The 18637-nt window shown below is 71.6% G+C and carries 20 protein-coding genes; 9 read left to right on the forward strand and 11 right to left on the reverse strand.

The window, feature by feature from the left end; translation table 11 throughout:
- The first annotated feature begins 8 nt into the window (after window positions 1–8).
- Window positions 9–1718, forward strand: coding sequence for a long-chain-fatty-acid--CoA ligase (locus AB5G72_RS14635; RefSeq protein WP_440220227.1), 1710 nt, complete (start codon window positions 9–11; stop codon window positions 1716–1718).
- Between the two features lie 24 nt (window positions 1719–1742).
- On the opposite strand, the gene AB5G72_RS14640 is transcribed toward AB5G72_RS14635, so the two are convergent.
- The 3 genes from AB5G72_RS14640 to AB5G72_RS14650 all read right to left on the reverse strand — a co-directional run bounded on the left by AB5G72_RS14640 (window position 1743) and on the right by AB5G72_RS14650 (window position 4732).
- Complete coding sequence (locus AB5G72_RS14640) at window positions 1743–2279, reverse strand: YbjN domain-containing protein (RefSeq protein ID WP_440221510.1); 537 nt, start codon at window positions 2277–2279, stop codon at window positions 1743–1745.
- 97 nt (window positions 2280–2376) lie between these two features.
- Entirely contained in the window at window positions 2377–3687 is a 1311-nt protein-coding gene (gene mshA, locus AB5G72_RS14645) for a D-inositol-3-phosphate glycosyltransferase (RefSeq protein ID WP_440220228.1), read from the reverse strand.
- Between the two features lie 133 nt (window positions 3688–3820).
- Complete coding sequence (locus tag AB5G72_RS14650) at window positions 3821–4732, reverse strand: alpha/beta fold hydrolase (protein WP_440220229.1); 912 nt, start codon at window positions 4730–4732, stop codon at window positions 3821–3823.
- Window positions 4733–4805: 73 nt separating this feature from the next.
- Between AB5G72_RS14650 and AB5G72_RS14655 the strand changes: the two genes are divergently transcribed.
- The 3 genes from AB5G72_RS14655 (at window position 4806) to AB5G72_RS14665 (ending at window position 6783) form a co-directional block, all read left to right on the forward strand.
- On the forward strand, window positions 4806–5255 hold the full coding sequence (locus tag AB5G72_RS14655; protein ID WP_185950874.1) for a limonene-1,2-epoxide hydrolase family protein: 450 nt from the start codon (window positions 4806–4808) through the stop codon (window positions 5253–5255).
- Between the two features lie 60 nt (window positions 5256–5315).
- Complete coding sequence (locus AB5G72_RS14660; RefSeq protein WP_440220230.1) at window positions 5316–6095, forward strand: SDR family NAD(P)-dependent oxidoreductase; 780 nt, start codon at window positions 5316–5318, stop codon at window positions 6093–6095.
- Window positions 6096–6246: 151 nt separating this feature from the next.
- Window positions 6247–6783, forward strand: coding sequence for a ferritin (locus AB5G72_RS14665; RefSeq protein WP_067717088.1), 537 nt, complete (start codon window positions 6247–6249; stop codon window positions 6781–6783).
- 210 nt (window positions 6784–6993) lie between these two features.
- Here AB5G72_RS14665 and AB5G72_RS14670 read toward each other — a convergent pair whose 3' ends face one another.
- From AB5G72_RS14670 to AB5G72_RS14690, 5 genes are all read right to left on the reverse strand, one after another.
- On the reverse strand, window positions 6994–7599 hold the full coding sequence (locus AB5G72_RS14670; RefSeq protein WP_440220231.1) for a dihydrofolate reductase family protein: 606 nt from the start codon (window positions 7597–7599) through the stop codon (window positions 6994–6996).
- 58 nt (window positions 7600–7657) lie between these two features.
- On the reverse strand, window positions 7658–9295 hold the full coding sequence (locus tag AB5G72_RS14675; protein WP_440220232.1) for an ATP-binding cassette domain-containing protein: 1638 nt from the start codon (window positions 9293–9295) through the stop codon (window positions 7658–7660).
- A gap of 232 nt (window positions 9296–9527) precedes the next feature.
- Entirely contained in the window at window positions 9528–10100 is a 573-nt protein-coding gene (locus AB5G72_RS14680) for a GNAT family N-acetyltransferase (protein ID WP_440220233.1), read from the reverse strand.
- 136 nt (window positions 10101–10236) lie between these two features.
- Window positions 10237–11352 (reverse strand): membrane protein insertase YidC, encoded by a 1116-nt coding sequence (gene yidC, locus AB5G72_RS14685; RefSeq protein ID WP_440220234.1) that lies wholly within the window; start codon window positions 11350–11352, stop codon window positions 10237–10239.
- A gap of 130 nt (window positions 11353–11482) precedes the next feature.
- Complete coding sequence (locus tag AB5G72_RS14690) at window positions 11483–12568, reverse strand: UDP-N-acetylmuramate dehydrogenase (RefSeq protein WP_440221511.1); 1086 nt, start codon at window positions 12566–12568, stop codon at window positions 11483–11485.
- Window positions 12569–12724: 156 nt separating this feature from the next.
- Here AB5G72_RS14690 and AB5G72_RS14695 point away from each other — a divergent pair, with 156 nt between their 5' ends.
- Genes AB5G72_RS14695 through AB5G72_RS14710 form a run of 4 tightly spaced genes read left to right on the forward strand, consistent with a single transcriptional unit; the run spans window position 12725 to window position 15793 of the window.
- Window positions 12725–13225: a DUF2505 domain-containing protein gene (locus AB5G72_RS14695; RefSeq protein ID WP_120286060.1), complete on the forward strand. Its 501-nt coding sequence runs from the start codon at window positions 12725–12727 to the stop codon at window positions 13223–13225.
- Between the two features lie 57 nt (window positions 13226–13282).
- Window positions 13283–14197, forward strand: coding sequence for an LmeA family phospholipid-binding protein (locus AB5G72_RS14700; RefSeq protein ID WP_154829818.1), 915 nt, complete (start codon window positions 13283–13285; stop codon window positions 14195–14197).
- Window positions 14194–14784 carry a metallophosphoesterase family protein gene (locus AB5G72_RS14705; protein WP_440220235.1) on the forward strand — a complete coding sequence of 197 codons (591 nt, stop codon included), beginning with the start codon at window positions 14194–14196 and terminating at the stop codon, window positions 14782–14784. Before AB5G72_RS14700 ends, AB5G72_RS14705 begins: the two co-directional genes overlap by 4 nt.
- A 58-nt stretch (window positions 14785–14842) precedes the next feature.
- Window positions 14843–15793, forward strand: coding sequence for an NADP-dependent oxidoreductase (locus tag AB5G72_RS14710; RefSeq protein ID WP_120286062.1), 951 nt, complete (start codon window positions 14843–14845; stop codon window positions 15791–15793).
- A gap of 74 nt (window positions 15794–15867) precedes the next feature.
- Here AB5G72_RS14710 and deoC read toward each other — a convergent pair whose 3' ends face one another.
- Window positions 15868–16566 carry a deoxyribose-phosphate aldolase gene (deoC, locus tag AB5G72_RS14715; protein WP_440220236.1) on the reverse strand — a complete coding sequence of 233 codons (699 nt, stop codon included), beginning with the start codon at window positions 16564–16566 and terminating at the stop codon, window positions 15868–15870.
- Between the two features lie 53 nt (window positions 16567–16619).
- Between deoC and purU the strand changes: the two genes are divergently transcribed.
- On the forward strand, window positions 16620–17486 hold the full coding sequence (purU, locus tag AB5G72_RS14720; protein WP_163376350.1) for a formyltetrahydrofolate deformylase: 867 nt from the start codon (window positions 16620–16622) through the stop codon (window positions 17484–17486).
- Window positions 17487–17536: 50 nt separating this feature from the next.
- On the opposite strand, the gene AB5G72_RS14725 is transcribed toward purU, so the two are convergent.
- Complete coding sequence (locus AB5G72_RS14725) at window positions 17537–18247, reverse strand: MerR family transcriptional regulator (protein ID WP_440220237.1); 711 nt, start codon at window positions 18245–18247, stop codon at window positions 17537–17539.
- Entirely contained in the window at window positions 18244–18525 is a 282-nt protein-coding gene (locus AB5G72_RS14730; RefSeq protein ID WP_067717117.1) for a DUF2516 family protein, read from the reverse strand. Before AB5G72_RS14730 ends, AB5G72_RS14725 begins: the two co-directional genes overlap by 4 nt.
- Between the last annotated feature and the right edge of the window lie 112 nt (window positions 18526–18637).

Genomic DNA, 18637 nt, shown 5'->3' on the forward strand with positions numbered 1-18637 from the left:
GTGCAGACATGACCACACACGCCGGAGACACCCCCGAATCGACCGAGCGGCCGTGGACTGTCCACTACACGCCCGGGACCACGCAGAACCTCGACTACGGCACCACCACGCTGATCGACCAGTTCGACGACGCCGTCAGCACCTATTCGTCCCGGCCCGCCACCGAGTTCTTCGGCCGCCTGACGACCTACGCCGACCTCGGCCGGCACGTGCGCCGCGCCGCCGAGGGCCTGCGCCGCCTGGGTGTAGCGCCCGGCGACCGTGTCGCCGTGCTGCTGCCCAACTGCCCCCAGGGCGTCGCGGTGTTCTACGCGGCCCTGCGCATCGGCGCCATCGTCGTGGAGCACAACCCCCTCTACACCGCCGACGAGCTCGAGGGACCCTTCTCCGACCACGGGGCGAAGGTGGTCGTGACCTGGAACGTCGTCGCGCCCGTGGTGCGGGACCTCGCCGACCGGCCCGGCACCGCGATCGAGCACATCATCTCGGTCGACCTGCTCGACGAGCTCCCCGCCGCCAAGAGGCTGGCGCTCAAGCACCTGCCGGTGCCGTCACTGCGCACCTCCCGGGACAAGCTCTCCCGGCCGGCCCCCGGCACGCTGGACTGGGCGGACCTCGAGACGGGCGCCGAGCTGGACTTCTCGTACCCGCGGCCGGCGTCCGAGGATCCCGCGCTGATCCTCTACACCTCCGGCACCACCGGAACCCCCAAGGGGGCCGTCCTCTCCCACGCCAACCTGGTGGCCAACGCGAAGATGGGCCGGGCGTGGGTGCCCGAACTCACGCCGGGCGAAGAGAAGTTCCTCGCCTCGCTGCCGATGTTCCACGCCTACGGCGTCACGCTGTGCGTGGTGTTCGGTATCGCCGAGGGCGCACGGCTCCAGCTGGTCCCGACCCCGGACATGGACCTCATCATGCCGATCCTGAAGAAGGACCTGCCGACCTTCATCCCGGCCGTCCCGCCGATCTACACCAGAATCCTGGAGGAGGCCGAGAAGCGGAAGATCCCGCTGCACGGCATCCGGCACTCGCTGTCCGGCGCCATGAGTTTGCCCGCCGAGCTCATCGAGAGGTGGGAGTCCGCCACCGGTGGTCTGCTCGTGGAGGGCTACGGGATGACCGAGACCTCCCCCATCACCGTCGGCAACCCCATGTCGACGGCGAGGCGAGCCGGCTCCATCGGCGTCCCGTTCCCGGACACCGATATCCGTGTCGCGGACAAGGACGACCCCTCAGTCGACGCACCGGCCGGCGAGCCCGGTGAACTGTTGGTCAAGGGGCCGCAGGTGTTCCCGGGCTACTGGCGCAACGAGAAGGCGACCGCCGAGACCTTCCACGACGGCTGGATCCGCACCGGTGACGTCGTGGTCCAGGACGACGACGGCTTCCTGCACGTGGTGGACCGGATCAAGGAGATGATCGTCACCGGCGGGTTCAACGTCTACCCGTCGGAGGTCGAGGCGGTGCTGCGCACGGCCCCGGGCGTCGCGGACTGTGCCGTGGTGGGCCGCCCGAGTTCCGACGGCGGCGAGAAGGTCATCGCCGCGGTCGTACTGGAGCCCGGCGCCGCACTCGACCCCGACGCCCTGCGCGCGCACTGCAAGGGCTCGCTGGCCGGGTACAAGGTCCCGCGCGATTTCGTCGAACTGGACGAACTGCCCACCAACCCGATGGGCAAGGTCCTGCGCAAGAAGGTCGCACAGCAGATCAACGCCTGACCTGCGCGCTGTCCCGGCCCCGGGCTACTCGGGCTGGGGCAGGTCCTCGGTGAGGTGGCGGAACGCGTCGAGGTTGCGCAGCGGCTCGCCCCGGGACACCCGCCACTCCCACTCGCGGCGGATCGAGGTGTGGAAGCCCAGCTCGATGAGGACGTTGAAATCGTGGTCGGCGGCCTCGAGCACCTGCCCCAGCACGCGGTCGAGTTCCTCCTCGGTCACCGCGACCAGCGGCATCCGGCCGACGAGGTAGATGTCGCTGTTGTTGTCCAGCGTGTAGGCCACCTGGTAGAGCCGCCTGTTGCGCCGCAGCAGGTAGTTGTAGACCTTCTCGAAGTCCTCGTCGGGTCGGCGGCACACGAACGCCTCGATGCGCACGCTCTCCCGGTTCACCGTCAGGTGGCACGCGGTCTTGAGGCGCTTCTCCCCCGGCAGGATCACGACGAAGGTGCGTCCGTCGGCCAGCGTCGACTCGATCTCCCGCTCCACCAGGAAGGTGCGGATCCGCTCGACGGTCGGGGCGTCGACGTCCTCCCGGCTCGCGGCCGGCTCGTCGTCGTCCATGCGCTTGCTCTCGGTGGGGTCGATCATCGTGGCTCCTTGGGGGTCGTGGGCCGGGCCTCGTAGGCGATTCGACGCGGCCGCTCGGGCGGACGGGAGATCAGGACGCGGTGGCGTCGGCACGCCGGGCCCGGTACGCGGCCATCGTGCCCGCGTACGAGGACACGAGCCCCTCGGCCGTGGCGTCCCAGGAGAACCCGGAGGCGTGCACCGGGGCGGCCCGCGACATCGACAAGCGCAGCTCGTCGTCGTCCAACAATCCGGACAACACCCGCGCCCAGACACTCGGATCGTGCCCGTCCACGGTGATCCCGGTCCGGCCGTCGGCGACGGCCGTGGGGAGCCCGCCCACCGCGGCCGCGACGACGGGGGTCCCACACGCCTGCGCCTCGAGGGCCACGAGCCCGAACGACTCCGAGTACGACGGCACCGCCACGATGTCCGCGGCCCGGTAGACGTCCACCAGCTCCGACGGCGGCCGGGGCGCCAGGAAGCACACGCGATCGGCCACGCCCAGCTCCTCGGCCAGGTCCATCAACGAGCGCGGCCTGGTGAGTCCCGACCCACTGGGTCCGCCGACGACCATCAGACGCACGTCGCGGCGGGGCTGGGCGCGCACCATCTCGGCCAGCGCCCGCACGATCACGTCGGGGGCCTTGAGCGGCTGGATCCGGCCGACGAAGGCGATCACCTCGGAGTGCTGCCCCAGCCCCAGCGCGCGGCGGGCTTGCTCGGTGCCGCGACGGGTGCCGGGGGTGTACTGCTCCAGGTCGGCGCCGGGCGAGACGACGTCGACGTCGGCGGGGTCGGCGTCGTAGTAGTCGACGAGTTCGCGCAGCTCACCGGTGGTGTTGACGACGAGCCGGTCCGCGACGTCCACGATCTGCTGTTCACCGATACGCCGGGACTCGGGCTCGGGGGTGTCCCCCTGGGCGAGGACCGCGTTCTTCACCGCCGCCAGCGTGTGCGCGGTGTGGACCAGTGGCACGCCCCAGTGCTCGGACGCGACCAGCCCGGCCTGTCCGGAGAGCCAGTAGTGGGAGTGGATGAGGTCGTAGTGGCCCGGCGCGTGCCCGGCCTCCGCGCGCATCACGCCGGCGACGAACGGGCACAGCTGCGTGGGCAGGTCCTCCTTGCGCAGTCCCTCGAACGGCCCGGCCACGATGTTGCGGACCAGGACGCCGTCGCCGGCCCGCTCGACCGGCGGCTGCGACGAGTGGGTGGCGCGGGTGAAGATCTCGACCTCCACGCCGAGGCGGGCCAGTCGGCGCGCGGTCTGCAGGACGTACACGTTGAGTCCCCCCGCGTCGCCCGTGCCCGGCTGGGCCAGCGGCGAGGTGTGGAAGGACAGGACCGCGATGCGCCGGGGCAGGGGGTGCGCGGCGCCGGGGTCGAGGTCGGTTACGGTCACCCGTCCGATTGTGCCCCTGCCCGCGCCGGGGTGCACGTCGGCCGTGCCCCGCCGCCCTGATGTGACGACGACGAGGTGGGCCTCCCCGACCGGGCCCGCCCGTCGCGTCGGCTGCCGAACCCGCGCGGCGGCGCTACAGGGAGGCGGCGAAGTCGTCGAGCTCGGCCAGGAAGCGGGGCGTGTCCTCGAGGAACGGCGCGTGCGCGGACTCCGCGAACTCGACGTAGCGGCCGCCGGGGATCATCTCGGCGTTGGCCCGGCCGGCGGAGGGCAGCACCACCCCGTCGTGGGCACCGTGGAGGACCAGCGCGGGGATCGTCAGACCGCGCAGGGTGTCGTCGTTGTCCACCTTGCGGGTGAGCAGCGCCTGCCGGACCGCCGGGGGCGTGGACAGGGACAGTCCCAGGATCCGCTGCCCGTCGGCGCCCGATCCCGAGCGCATCAAGGCTTTACCGAAGCTCGTGAACGCGGCCAGCGCGACCGAGGGCTTCTCGTCGAACGCGCCGCCCGAGGTCACCTCCTTCATGGCGGGGCCGATCGCGCCGCCGGCCGAGCGGGAGAGCGAGGTGACCGCGCCGCAGAGCACGATCCCGTCGACCCGGCCCTCGCCGCGGGCGGCCAGGTAGTCCGAGACCACCACGCCGCCGTACGACCACCCCAGCAGGATCGCGCCCGCATCCTCGCCGATGCCCGCGGAGTCCAGGACGGCCTCGACGTCGTCGGCCCACTGCCGCGCCGAGTCGTAGCCGTCGGCCGGGACGTCGGAATGCCCGTGGCCGCGCAGATCGATCGCCACCACGCGGAAACGCCGGGCCAGGCCGTTCAGCACGTCCTGACCCCAGCTCGCGCTCGACTGCGCCCAACCGTGGATGAGCACGAGCGGCCGGGCGGCGGGGTCACCGAGCACGCGGTAGGCGATCGCGGTGCCGTCGGACGAAACGGCCGAGGCGAGGGCGGGCGCAGGGAGGGTGGGCGCGGGCGTCGAGGCGGCGGGGGCGTCGGTACGGGCGTCGGTTGGCGAGGCGGAGGGGGAGGCTGAGGTCATGAACCTCATGGTGCCAGAGCCGATCGCCGCGATCCGACCCCCAGACCGCGCCCGCGGCGGTTACCGTTGCGCAATGGCAGCCACCAGCACCCGGACCGACCCCGATGTCGTGGTCCGCACGTTCTTCGACGCCCTGATGACCGGCTCCACCGCCACCGCCGCCGACCTGCTCAGCGATGACGTCTGGTGGGCCAACATCGGCCTGCCGACCATCCGGGGCAAGCGCGCGGTCGTCGGCGCGATCTCCTCGATGAACCGCAGCATCCGCTTCGGCGTGGAGATCCACCACCTCGCGGTGTCGGCGCCCGCGGACCCGACCGACCCGGCGGCCCCCGTCGTGGTGCTCACCGAGCGCACCGATTACCTGGGGGTGGGGCGGTTCCGCGTCGGCTTCTGGGTGTGCGGCCGCCTCGAGGTCCGCGATGGCCGGGTGTGCGGTTGGCAGGACTACTTCTCCAAGGCCGACATGGCCAAGGGCGCGGTGCGCGGACTCGTCGAGATGGTCACCGGTCGGGGTCGCTGACCTCGTCGTCGTCGTCCTCCCCCATCGACCGTGTCGGACCCGCCGCCTAGTCTCTAGGCCATGAGCATCGACCACTCCGCCGCCCGTGAGCGGCTCGCCGCCCTGCCCGCCGAGACCCGCATCGCGGTGGTGACGGGGGCGTCGTCGGGGATCGGTGAGGCGTCCGCGCGCGAGCTGGCCGGCCTCGGGTTCCACGTGGTCGTCGGGGCGCGGCGGGTCGACCGGCTGGAGGCGCTTGGGGCGGACATCGGCGGCACCGCCCTGCCCCTTGACGTCACCGACGCCGACTCGTGCGAGGCGTTCTGCGCGGCCATCCCCCGGCTGAACGTGCTGGTCAACAATGCGGGCGGCGCCAAGGGCACGACCAGTGTGATGGACGCCGACGAGGACCAGTGGCGCTGGATGTGGGAGACCAACGTCATCGGCACGCTGCGCATGGTCCGCGGTCTCATGCCGGTGCTGGTGGATACGGGCGACGGGCTGGTCATCACCATCACCTCGATCGCTGCCCTCGAGTCGTACGACAACGGCTCCGGTTACACCTCGGCCAAGCACGCTCAGGCGGTCCTGCACCGGACGTTGCGCGGGGAGCACCTGGGCCAGCCGGTGCGGTTCACCGAGATCGCGCCCGGCATGGTCGAGACCGAGTTCTCCCGCGTGAGGTTCGACGGCGACGAGGACAAGGCGGCCGCCGTCTACCGTGGGCTCACCCCGATGGTGGCCGAGGACGTGGCGGAGATCGTCGGGTTCGTGGCGAGCCGGCCCTCGCACGTCAACCTGGACCAGATCGTGGTGAAGCCGCGGGACCAGCACTCCGCGATGCGCGCCCACCGGGGCTGACCGGGGCCACCGGGGCAGGGCTCCAGCCGCGCTCGCCGGAGCCGCACCCGGTAGGTGAGGCTGGCCAAGGTGTACCCAGGTTAGGCTTACTGACCTGGCAGAACGTCGCCGGCGAACATAGGCTGGCCCCCTACCGAAAGGGGCCTCCTCCATGGCCAGGAACAAAAACTCATTCGTCGAACTCCTCTCCGCTCAGGTCGGTCACGAGTTCGCCGCCAGTCAGCAGTACATCGCGATCGCTGTGTGGGCGGACGCGCAGGACCTACCGCAGCTGGCGTCGCGCTTCTACTCGCACAGCCTGGGTGAGCGGAACCACGCGATGATGATGGTCCAGTACATGCTCGACCGGGAGATCGCCGTGACGATCCCGGCCGTGCCCGCGCCGGAGGCCCAGTTCCGCGGTCCCGCCGATGCGCTGCGCGCCGCCCTGGAGCAGGAGAAGCAGGTCACCCGGCAGATCGAGGCGATGTTCCAGGCCGCCCGCGCCGAGTCCGACCCGCTGGGCGAGCAGTTCATGCTGTGGTTCCTCCGCGAGCAGGTCGAGGAGGTCGCCAACATGAACACCCTGGTGACCATCGCCGAGCGCGCCGCCGACGACTGGTTCCGCATCGAGGAGTACCTGGCCCGCGAGACCGACTCCTCCACCAACACCGGCACCCCGCCCTCCGTGGCCGGCGGCGCCGTCTGACCCACGCCACCGCGCCGTCGGCGCCACCGCGTCACCTGGCCACCGCGCCACCTACCCACCGCGCCGTCGAGAAGAGTGTTTCGCGCGCCTCTACTCGACAGATACGCGCGAAACACTCTTCTCGACGGCGGTCCGGGGAGGCGCGGCGGCAGGGTGGCAGGCAGGCGGGAGCGCGGCGGCGGGGAGGCGGCCGCGCGGCGGGCGTTGCGGTCAGCCGCGGGAGTACTCCACGTAGCTCACCCCGCTCTCGAAGTCTCGACGCGTCCGACGGGTCAGCGCCAGCGGGAGCGCCCCGCCCGCCGCGCCCGGCCCGCCCGTCGCCCCCGCCACCAGCGGGATCCCCGCACCGCGGACGACGGGATTGACCTTGAGGCGGAACTCGTCGATCTCGTCGACCACCTGCCCGGCCAGCATCCCGCCCCCGCACAGCCAGATATCCAGCGGTGAGTCCTCGGCCTTGAGCCGGCGGACCAGCGTCACCGGGTCCTCGTCGGACGCCGTCAGCCCCTCCTCGGCCGGCAGCTCGTCCGGCCGGTGGGTCACCACGTACTGGCGCAGGTGCGGGTACCCGCTGGCCAGTCCCTCGTCCACGGCCACCTGATGGGTGGTGCGGCCCATGATCACCGTGTCGAACACCCGGTGCGGGGTCTGCGCCAGTCCGAGCGGCTCGCGCAGGTGGCCGGGGATCGTCTCCGGATAGTGCTCGATGATCCAGGGCATGTGGTCGCCCTCGACGGGGAAGGCGTCGACGCCGCCGTTGGGGTCGGCGATGACACCGTCGACGCTCACGGCCACGTAGTAGATGAGTTTGCGCATGGTGGGTCCTCAATCGGGGATGGGTGTGTTCGCGTGCGTCCACCCCGCCGGAGCGGGGTCAGCCGAGGATGATCACGTCGTCCACCCCCACCCGATCGCAGAAGCCGTCATCGTGACTGACCAACAGCAGCGCACCGCGCCACTGCGAGAGCGCGTCGGCGAGCACCTCTACACCGTCGAGGTCGAGGTTGTTGGTCGGCTCGTCCAGGACCAGCAACTGCGGGACCGGGCGCGCGAACAGCCGCGCCGCAAGCGCCGCACGGAGTCGCTCCCCACCAGACAGGTCGCCGAGACGGCGGAACCCGGCCCGGCCGGTGAACAGCAGCCGCGCCGCGTGGGCGTGGGCCTCCTCCGCCGACGCGGCGGGGCGGACGCCCAGGATCGCGTCGATGACCGACCACTCCGGATGCTTGACGCGCAGATCCTGCGGCAGCAGGGCAAACGGGACGTGGACCACCTCGTCGTTGAACCCCTCGTCGACGAACCCCTCATCGTCGAACCCCTCGTCGACGCCGCCGGCGCGGTCCGGACAGCGAGCGCCGAGGAGGCGTCGCAGCAGCGTCGTCTTGCCGCTGCCGTTCGGCCCGGCCAGGCGCACGCGCGCGGGCCCCGCGAGATGGACCCGGCCGGCGACGGGGTCATCGACGTCCAGCACTACCCGGCCGGCCGGCAACCCTGGGTCGGGCAGCTCGACCCGCAGCCGCTCCTCGCGCCGGACCGCGGCATTGGCCGAGCGCATCCGCTCCCGCGCCTGCTCGACGCCCTGGTCGTGGACCGCGCGCAACCTGCCGGCCGATTCCTGCGCCGACGCGCGACGGGCGTTCATGAGGATCTTGGGCATTCCGCCCGCCGCCTGCACCCGCCGCCCCTGCGCGACCCGCCGGCTCGCCTTCTCGACCCCCTCGACCCTGTCCCGCCTCTCGGCGCGCAGATCGTTCCGCGCCCCGGCCAGCGACTGCACCGCGGCCGCCTGCTCGGTCTCGATCACCTCGCGATAGTGCGCGTACGGCCCGCCGAACACCCGGCACCGGCCGGCCCGCAGCTCGACCGTCCTGCCGGCACGGTCCAACAATTCGAGATCGTGGCTCACCACCAGGACCACGCGATCGCCGCCGCCCACGAACCCGCCGATCGCCGCGAACAGCCGCTCCCGCGCCCGCCCGTCGAGATTGTTGGTGGGTTCGTCCAGCAGGAGGACCCGCGGCCGCCCGAGCAGCCGACCCGCCACCGCGGCCAGAGTGCGCTCCCCGCCGGACAGCGCCACCACGGGTCGGTCCAACTCGGTCGGCAGGCCCAGGTCGTCGAGCAGCGCGACCGTGCGCTCGGCCACGGCCCAGTCATCGCCGACGAGCTCGAAGTCGTCGTCGTCGCCCTCCCCCGCCTCGATCCGCGCCAACGCCTCCAGTCGCCCGCCCACGCCGAGCTCATCGGCGAGGGTGCGCTCCGCCGGGGCGTCGGCGAGCAGTTGCGGCAGGTATCCCACGGTGGGCGGGCCCGCCGAATCGCCGTCGACGGTGATCGAACCGTGCGTCGGCCGACGTTCGCCCGCGATGAGGCGGAGCAGGGTGCTCTTGCCGGCGCCGTTGCGACCGACGAGGGAGGTCAGGCCGGGACCGACGGCGAGGTCGAGCCCGTCGAAGAGTGGGGTGTCGTCGGGAAACGCGTACGCGACGTCCGACAGGACGAGGAAAGACATGCGTGCTCCAGGAGAGGTGGCGTGTGGCCGGGACTCACCTGTGGTTCAGCACTGTCCTTCGATCTCCTCGTCTCAGTCCCCTCGGCTCCGCGCCCCTCGCGGCCCCGGGTCTCCCCGGAGTCGCGCCGTGCGCCCTACCGACGTTCACGCTGAAGCTACACCGCGGTCCCGGCGGCGGCAAGAGCCGGATTCTGCACGAACCCGCGCCCGCTCACCACGACCCTGCGCCCGTTCACGGAGTTCCGGCGTCTCGGCGGGCGGGACGGTCGATGCGGCAGATCGCGTGGAGGGGCGTGTCACCGGGGTTGTCGGGCGTGAGCTCCGCGTCCGGCAACCGCCGGAACCCCGCACGGAGCAGAGCACCCCAGGATCGCGGGTTCTCGACGTTCACGGGCACGATCACGCAGCTCGCGCCGGGGTGGTGAGCCCAGATCTCGGAGACCGCCCGGGCCGCCATCGCCGCACCGGCGCCCCTGCCGCGTGCCGCCGGTTCGGCGATCAGGTAGTCCATGCTCCACGCTCCGTCGGGCACCTCGATCCCGGCCCTCGTGAGCTCGTCCACGCCCGAGGGCTCCGCCGCGATCGGGTACCTCATCAGTATCCCGGCGTCCTCGCCGTCGACGATGACCACCAGGCATTCCGTCTGTGCGTCATCGAGGTAGGGGCCGAAGTCCTGTTCGACCCGGTCCGGCGAGTTCTCCGACCACCATCGTGCGACGAGCGGCTCGGCCAGCCAGCGCGCGAGCGTCGGCAGGTCGTCGCGGGTCGGCGGACGGAACCTCACCTCGGGAGCGGCGGTCTCCACGGCTCCAGCGTAGACCCGGCCGGGACTCCTGCCGAGGGTGTGACGGCGCGAGTGTGTCGGCGCGGGTGTGACGGCGAGGGTGTGCCGGCGCGAGTGTGACGGCGCGGGTGTGCCGGCGAAGGGGGGACGGCGAGAGCTACATGAACGCGCTGGGCGGCAGGCCCTCGCGGCTGCTCATGGGCAGTTCCTTCTCGAGCCGCTCCATGAAGAAGTGCGACTGCACCGCGGTCCAGATGTTATTGGTGAGCCAGTACAGGCCGATCGCGATGGGGAAGTTGAAGAAGTACGCGCCCACGATCGGGAAGAACGGGAACAGGTACATCATGATCTTCATCGACTGATTCATCGACTCGGTCATGGACTCGGCCATCGACTGGAAGTCCTGCGGCTTGCCCGCCGCGCCCGCACCAGCAGCGCCCGCGGTGGCGGGAGTGCCCGGGGTGCCGGCCGTACCATCGCGGCGGTCGGCGGCAGTGGAGCCGCCCTCCGACTCGGCGTCGGCCGCGGTGGCGGGCTTCTCGCCGTCGATCTCCACCACCTCGCCGTCGACGAACGGCCCGCCGGCGCGGTCCTCGGCCTCGACCTGCGCGATCGCCGCCTGCTCGGCCGCCTTGGCTGCCTTCTGGCGGCGGAAGGAGTTCCACATGTTGATGAACGTGGCGATGCCGGCCAGCACGAACAGCGGCACGGCCAGCATGAGGATGTCGCTCTGCTGCAGCCCCGGATGGAGCGATTCCATGACCTCCTGCGGCATCCGGATGTAGGACGCCAGGGGCACCCCGAAGATCTCGGCGTTGAGGAACGACGCGACCTGCTCGGGCTGGAACGCCCCGTTGGTCATGGTCGAGGCCTCCTCGATGGACTTGCCGGGAGGCGAGAAGTTGAGCAGCACGTAGTACAGGCCGAGGAACACCGGGATCTGCACCAGCAGCGGCAGGCACCCGGCCGCTGGGTTGACGCCGGCACCGGAGTACAACTCCTGCATCTCCTTGGCCTGCGCCTGGCGGTCCTCGGGGGACTTGCGGCCGGCGTACTTGAGCTGCAGCTCCTTCATCTTGGGAGCGAGTTGCGCCATCTTGCGCATCGAGTACTGCTGCCGCCACATGGACCGCATGAGCAGCAGCCGCACGGTCACCACTAGCAGCAACACCGAGCCGACCCATGCGATGCCGGAGTCGGGGTCCACGACGAAGCTCAACGCCCAGTGCCAGAACTTCATGACGAGTGACACCGGATACGCGAACAGGTCCACGGGCTTCTCCAACGACGAGCGGCGCCGGATCGGGCGCACGGGGCGGGACAGACCACAAAGGTCGGGCTCCAGCGTGCCAGGGTGGGCGCCTGCGGGGGGAATCAGGGTCGCGCGGCTGCGCCGAGCGCGGTCAGATGTGGCAGCCCACCCACACCGGCTCGGGGTGCAGCTCCACCCCGAACGCCTCGCGCACCCCGTCACGTACCTCGCGCGCCAGCGCGATCACGTCGTCCGCGGTGGCCTGACCCCTGTTGGTCAGCGCCAGCGTGTGTTTGGTGGAGAGACGAGCGGGTGACGACGACGAGGGATGCCCCTTGGAGAAACCGGCCCGCTCGATGAGCCATCCCGCCGAGAGTTTGACGCCCCCGGGTGCGGAGAAGGCGGGCATGTGCTCGGACTGCGCGGTGCCGAGCCTGGCGGCCACCCGGGATCGCACCGTGGGGAGTTCGTCCTGGGGTATCACCGGGTTGGTGAAGAACGATCCCGCGGACCAGGTGTCGGAGTCGTCGTCGTCGAGCACCATCCCCTTGCCGCGGCGCAGGTCGAGCACCGTGCGCCGCACCACGGCCGGGTCGGTCCGGTCACCAGGGGCGACACCGAGGCGGCCGGCGAGTTCGGCGTAGCGGATCGGTTCGCTGCGTCCGGCGGGATCGAGGCGGAACTCCACCTCGAGGACCACGGCGCGGTCGGTGTTCTTCAGGATGGACGTGCGGTACTCGAGGCCGAGGGCGTCGGGGGTGACCCATTCGTCGACGCCGGTGGCGCGGTCGAACCAGCGCACGCGGTGCAGGATCTGGGCGACCTCCACCCCGTAGGCGCCGACGTTCTGCACGGGCGTCGCGCCCACGGATCCGGGGATGCCGGACAGGCACTCGAGGCCGCCGTACCCGCGCGCGACCGTGTCGGCGACCAGATCGTCCCAGGTCAGGCCCGCGCCCGCGCGGACGACGAGCTGGTCCTCGGTCGGGCCGGCGAGGTAGTCGATCTCCCGGTTGCGCACCGCCACCGCCACCAGGTCGAGGTCGCCGCCGGCCACCACCAGGTTCGAACCGCCCCCCAACACGAGCACCGGCACGTCCGCGGCGTCCAGGGCGCGGACCGCCGCGACGACCGCGTCCGGGGTCGCACACTCCAGCAGCGCGCGGGGGCGGCCGCCGATGCGCAGGGTGGTCAGGTCCGCGAGGCGGGCACCGGGCGCCACGTCGATGCCGCTGATGTGGGACAGCTGGGCGACGACCGGGTCGGCGGGGTGCGGCGCGCTGCCGACACGGTGTGGATGGGTGCCCGCGGGGTGCGGCGCGGTGCCGGCGGGGTCGGGCGACGACGGGTTCACACGACCGAGGGTAACCGGCGGCTTGTAGGGTCTGACCCCATGGCGACCCGTTTCTCCCACACGGCACGTATCGACACGCACGTCGAGAACGTGTTCACCTCCTACGGCGACGAGGCCTTCTGGCGCGACCGCATCGCCGCCGTCGGTAGCCCCGAGGACACCCTCGACGACTTCTCCACCACCGGCGACACGATCACCGTGACCGTCACCCAGCACATCCCCGACTCCGACATCCCCGACCTGGCGCGCAAGGTCCTGCCCGGGCAGCTGGTGATCGTCCGGACCAGCACCTTCGGCGACTTCGACGGCGAGCGGTTCACCGGATCGGCCCGCGCCGAGGCCGCCGGTGGGCTCGGGATGATCGACGGCGGCGCCGAGGCCGTCCACCGGGACGGGGCGGCCCACGAATCCGTCTCCGGTCAGGTCAAGGTGTCGGTTCCGCTGCTCGGCGGCAAGCTCGAGAAGCTCGTCGTGGGGCACCTAGACCGACTGTTCGAGGCCGAGTACCAGCACCTGCGCCGCTGGACCGCCGCCCGCTGACCTGCGGCGGGGACGTGGGCACTGCACGACCGGCCCGGATCGGTGACAATCGGACGAATGCAGCAGCCGCACGACACCCAGCGACTCCCCGCCTACGACCGGCCCGGCGTCCAGCACGCCGAGACGCAGCAATTCGCCGCAGCCTCCGGAACCGGCTCGCAGGGCCCCGGCGCCTCCGACACGGGTGGACCCTGGACGGCCGAGCGCGGCCCGGGCGGGCCCGGCTCGGGCGGATCCGGCGCTGACGGCGGGAGCCGGCGGGGACGCGGGCCGCTGATCGCGCTCATCGCGGCGCTTCTCGCCGTGGGCCTCGTCGCGGCCCTGGTCGGTCTCGAGTTCGGCATGCGCAACGCCATCAAGAACCGCATGAGCGACGAGGTGACCGCCAGCCTGGGGTCGCCCGCCCAGGTCGAACTCGGCGCGCGCCCGGTGATCCTGTCCTACATCGACGGCAACCTCGGCTCCGTTCGCATCACCACCGACGGCTCGGCGGCCGACGGCGCGACCGGCCCGGCACCGCAGATCGACATCCGGGCCGACGGCGTGCGCACCGAAGGCGACCTGACCTACGTGGACTCGCTGACCGGGACCGCGTTCGTCTCCGAGCAGACCATGTCCGCCGCCGCCCAGTCCGAGGGCGCGGCCGGCGACACCCTGCTCGGCGGGCTGATCCAGGTCCAGGAGATCATCGCCGACCCCGCCGCCGGCACCCTGCGCGTCTCGATCAGCGGCCTGGCCGAGGCGGTCGTGACGCCGCGGCTCATCGGTGGCGACCTCGAGATGCAGCCGGAGCAGGCGTCGATTCTCGGCTTCCCGCTGCCCTCCGAGTTCCTCGGCGGGACCGTCTCGATGATGGACTCGGCGCTGGCCGAACTGCCGGAGGGTGTCCAGTTGACCGGCGTCCGGGTGGTGCCGGGCGGCATGACCGTCGACATCGCCGGGCAGGATGTCGTGCTCGAGGCGACCGAGTGACCCCTGCGCCTCACGCGGACGGCAGGGTCTCGAGCGGCAGGGTCTCGAACGGCAGGGACACCGGCGGCAGTGACGCCGGCACCCGCCTGCTGCTCATCGCCGACACCCACGTCCCCACGCGGGCCCGCGACCTGCCCGACCGGGTGTGGGACGAGGTCGACGCCGCGGACATCGTGATCCACGCGGGCGACTGGATGGACGTGGGGTTCCTCGACTCGCTGGAGGAACGCTCGGCTCGACTCATCGCCTGCTGGGGCAACAACGACGGCCCGGACCTGCGCGAGCGCCTGCCCGAGGTGGCCCGCGAGACGATCGACGGCGTGCGCCTGGTGGTGACGCACGAAGCCGGCGCGTCCGCGGGCCGCGACACACGCATGGCCAAGGCCTACCCGGACACCGACGTCCTGGTGTTCGGGCACTCGCACATCCCGTGGGACACCACCGCGCCGAGGGCGTCCGGCCAGGGCGGCCTGCGGCTGCTCAACCCGGGCTCCCCGACCGACCGGCGTCGCCAACCGCACTGCACCTACATGACCGCGACCATCGACGGCGGCGCGCTGGGTGACGTCGAGCTGCACCGGCTCTGACGTCGCCCCGCCGCTTTGCGCCCGACCGGCGACCGCGGAATCTGCCTACCCTGGGTCCATGAGCAACGACACCACCATGCGCGCCGTGCACCAGGACACCCTCGGGGAGCCGGACGTCCTCGCCGTCGTCGACCTCCCCCGCCCCACCCCGCGCACCAACGAGGTCCTCGTCCGCGTCGAGGCCGCCAGCGTCAACCCCACCGACTGGAAGCACCGTGAGAACGGCGGCTTCCTCGGCAAGCCCCCCTTCGTGCTCGGGTGGGACCTGTCCGGTGTGGTCGAGGAGGTGGGCATCGGCGTCGCCCGCTTCTCCCCCGGCGACGAGGTGTTCGGGATGCTCTCGTACCCGTTCGGGCACGGAGCCCACGCCGAGTACGTCGCCGCCCCCGCGGCCTGGTTCGCCCCCAAGCCCGCCTCCCTCGACCACGTGCAGGCCGCCGCCCTGCCGCTCGTGTCGCTGACCGCATGGCAGGCGCTCGTCGAGTACGCCGACATCCAGCCGGGCCAGCGGGTGCTCATCCACGCCGCCGCCGGCGGGGTCGGGCACGTGGCCGTCCAGATCGCCAAGGCCCGCGGCGCATACGTGATCGGCACCGCCAGCGCCGCCAAGCACGACTTCCTGCGCGAGCTCGGCGTCGACGAGGCGATCGACTACCACGACGTCGACATCGCCGAGGCGGTCAGCGACGTGGACGCCGTGCTCGACACGATCGGCGGTCAGACGTCCCTCGACTCCCTGCGGACGCTGCGCCCCGGCGGGATCGTGGTGTCGATCCTGCCCGTGGGGTCCGGCGACTTCTTCCGGGAGGCCGAGGAGCTGGGGGTGCGTGCGGTCCGGATGCTCGTGGATTCCTCGCGCCACGACCTGGTCTCGATCACCGAGCTCGTCGAACAGGGTGCGCTCCGGGCGACGATCGCCGAGGTCTTCCCGTTGGAGCAGGCCGCCGAGGCGCATCGTCGCGGCCAGACCGGTCGGACCGCCGGCAAGATGGTGCTGACCACGGGCTGATCCCGGGCGGTCGGCAGTCGGACGGTCGGCAGTCGGACGGTCGGCAGTCGGGCGACGGGCGACGGGCGACGCGGCTATTCGGGGAAGCCCTCCAGCACCGCGCGGGAGCCCGACAGCCCGAGGCGGGTCGCGCCCGCGGCAATCATCGCGCGGGCGGCATCCGCGTCACGGATCCCGCCCGAGGCCTTGATGCCCAGCCGGCCGCCCACCGCCCGGTGCATGGCCTCGACCGCGCGCACGCTGGCGCCGCCGGCAGGGTGGAAACCGGTGGAGGTCTTGACGAAATCGGCCCCCGCCCGGGCGACGGCATGGCAGAGGGCCTCGATCCGCTCGTCGCCCGCCTCCTCGCCCAGCGCCTTGTGGATGGCCGCGGTCTCGACGATCACCTTGATGACCACGGGCGGCGGCACGGCATCCCGCATGGCCAGCACATCGGCCATGACCTCGTCGACCAGTCCGGCGATGGCGGCGCCCACATCGATCACCATGTCCACCTCACGGGCCCCCTGGTCCACCGCGAGCCTGCCCTCCATCGCCTTGACCAGCGAGTGGTGCTTGCCGGAGGGGAAACCGGCCACCGTGGCGACGACGAGCTCCTCACCCCGCACCGGGAGCATGGCCGGGCTCACGCACACGGCCTTGACTCCCAACTCGCGGGCCTCGTCGACGCAGGCCCGGACGTCGTCGCGGGAGGCGTCGGGGGAGAGCAGGGTGTGGTCGATCATGGCGGCGACCCGGGCGCGGGTCAGCTCGTTCGTCGCAGTGGCGTCCATGCCGGCCAGCCTAGCGGGGGCGCCCGTCATCCCTGCTGGCACAATGGGCACTCATGTCACGTCGCTTCGTCCTCACCCTGGGTTGCCCGGACCGCATCGGTATCGTCGCCCGGATCGCCACCTTCCTCGCCGAGCTGGGCGGGACGATCACGGAGGCGGCCTACCACGCGGACGAGGACTCGAACTGGTTCTTCACCCGCCAGTCCGTGAGCGCCGAGTCGATCGGCATGGAGATCGACGAACTGCGGCGCCGCTTCGAGCGGGTTGCAGCCGAACTGGGCCCGGAGACCGACTGGCACATCTCGGACTCCTCCGAGCCGAAGGACGTCGTCATCCTGGTCTCGAAGGAGGGGCACTGCCTCCACGACCTGCTGGGTCGGGTGGAGAGCGGTGACTACCCTGCGCGGGTCCGGGCCGTGATCGGCAACCACGAAAACCTGCGCGGCATGGCCGAGTCGCACGGTGCGCCCTTCCACCACGTGCCGTTCCCGGCCGACCCCGCCGAGCGGGGCCCGGCATTCGCGGAGGTCGCCGCGATCGTCGACGAGATCGACCCGCACGGAATCGTGCTGGCCCGCTTCATGCAGGTCCTGCCGGACGAGCTCTGCACGAAGTGGGCCGGGCGTGCCCTCAACATCCACCACAGCTTCCTGCCCAGCTTCGTGGGCGCCCGCCCCTACCACCAAGCGCATGTCCGCGGCGTGAAACTGATCGGGGCGACCTGCCACTACGTGACCGCCGACCTCGACGAGGGGCCGATCATCGAGCAGGACGTCATCCGCGTGGACCACACGGCGACGGTGAAGGACATGGTCCGGCAGGGGCGCGACGCCGAGAAGCTGGTCCTGGCCAAGGGGCTGCGCTGGCACCTCGAGGACCGGGTGCTGGTCCACGGCGGACGCACCGTCGTGTTCACCTAGGTCCGCTCCCGGGGAAGTCAGCTCCCCTGGGAGGTCCGCTCCCGGGGAGGTCAGCCCTTGGGGAAGCCGTGCCGCTCGCTGAGCAGGGTCTCGGCCGCCGAGAGGAAGATCAGGCGGGCGGCGGCGCCGGCCCGGGGCATGATCCCCCTGACCCTCTTGATGATGACGGACTGGTCCATCCCGGCGTCGCGCATCGTCTCCACCAGGATGTCGAGCGCCTCGGCCGACGTACTCTGCCCCTTGAGGAACAGGCGACCGATCTTGTCGATCCCCTCCTCACCGACCCCGAGGACGATGAGTTCGCGGAACAGCTCGTACATGTAGCGGTCCGCGAAGAAATGGTCGGCCGCACTCGGCTCACTGACCAGGCCGATGGCCGATCCCTGGTCGAGGAGTTCCTCGGCGAACTCGAAACCCGCGACGGCCTCCACGCCGCCACGAGGGAGGCGGCGGCGGGTGCCGCTCGAGCGTCGCTCCGGTAGGACGGCGTCCGAGTTCAGCAGCTCGGAGAGCGTTAAGCCGTGGCGCTCCGCGATGAACAGCTCCTCGATGGTGGCGAACGTGTAGCCACGGTCGAGCAGCCGGAGGATCTGGTTCAGTCGGTTCTTGTGGCCGGGCCCGTAGAACGCGGTGCGGCCCCTGCGGACGGGGGCCGGGAGAAGTCCCCGCTGCTGGTAGACGCGGATGTTGCGCACCGTGGTGCCGGAGTCCTCGGCCAGCTCCTCGATCCGCTGGAACCCGTCGGCCTCCGGTGGTGTCACCTGCGCCGTCCCCCGACAGCGGGCCGGACGTCGGCGAAGAACACACCCACTGCCACCATCGCGATGATGCTGAGGAAGCCGAACGGCCGGATCGCGAACATGAGGGCGGCCACGGCGCAGATGCCGATCCAGGCGGGCTTGGGCCACTTGCCCTCGATCGAGTACGCCGACGCGGGCGGGAGGACTGCCAGCACCAGTCCCGCCAGGGCCCACACGACGAGCGCGCCCTGGATAGCCAGCTGGACCATGCCCCACGTCCCGGGAAGAGTGTCAATCACGCGGCCCAGTGTAGTCGGCACTCATGTCACCGCGGTATGACCATGTTCACGGCGTCCAGATCCCGGCCCGGCCCCTGCGGCGGACCGCAACGCACGACGCCCCGGCCCCTCC

The sequence above is a fragment of the Dietzia sp. MNB45 genome (assembly GCF_051994785.1).
In the GTDB taxonomy this organism is placed as follows: domain Bacteria; phylum Actinomycetota; class Actinomycetes; order Mycobacteriales; family Mycobacteriaceae; genus Dietzia; species Dietzia kunjamensis.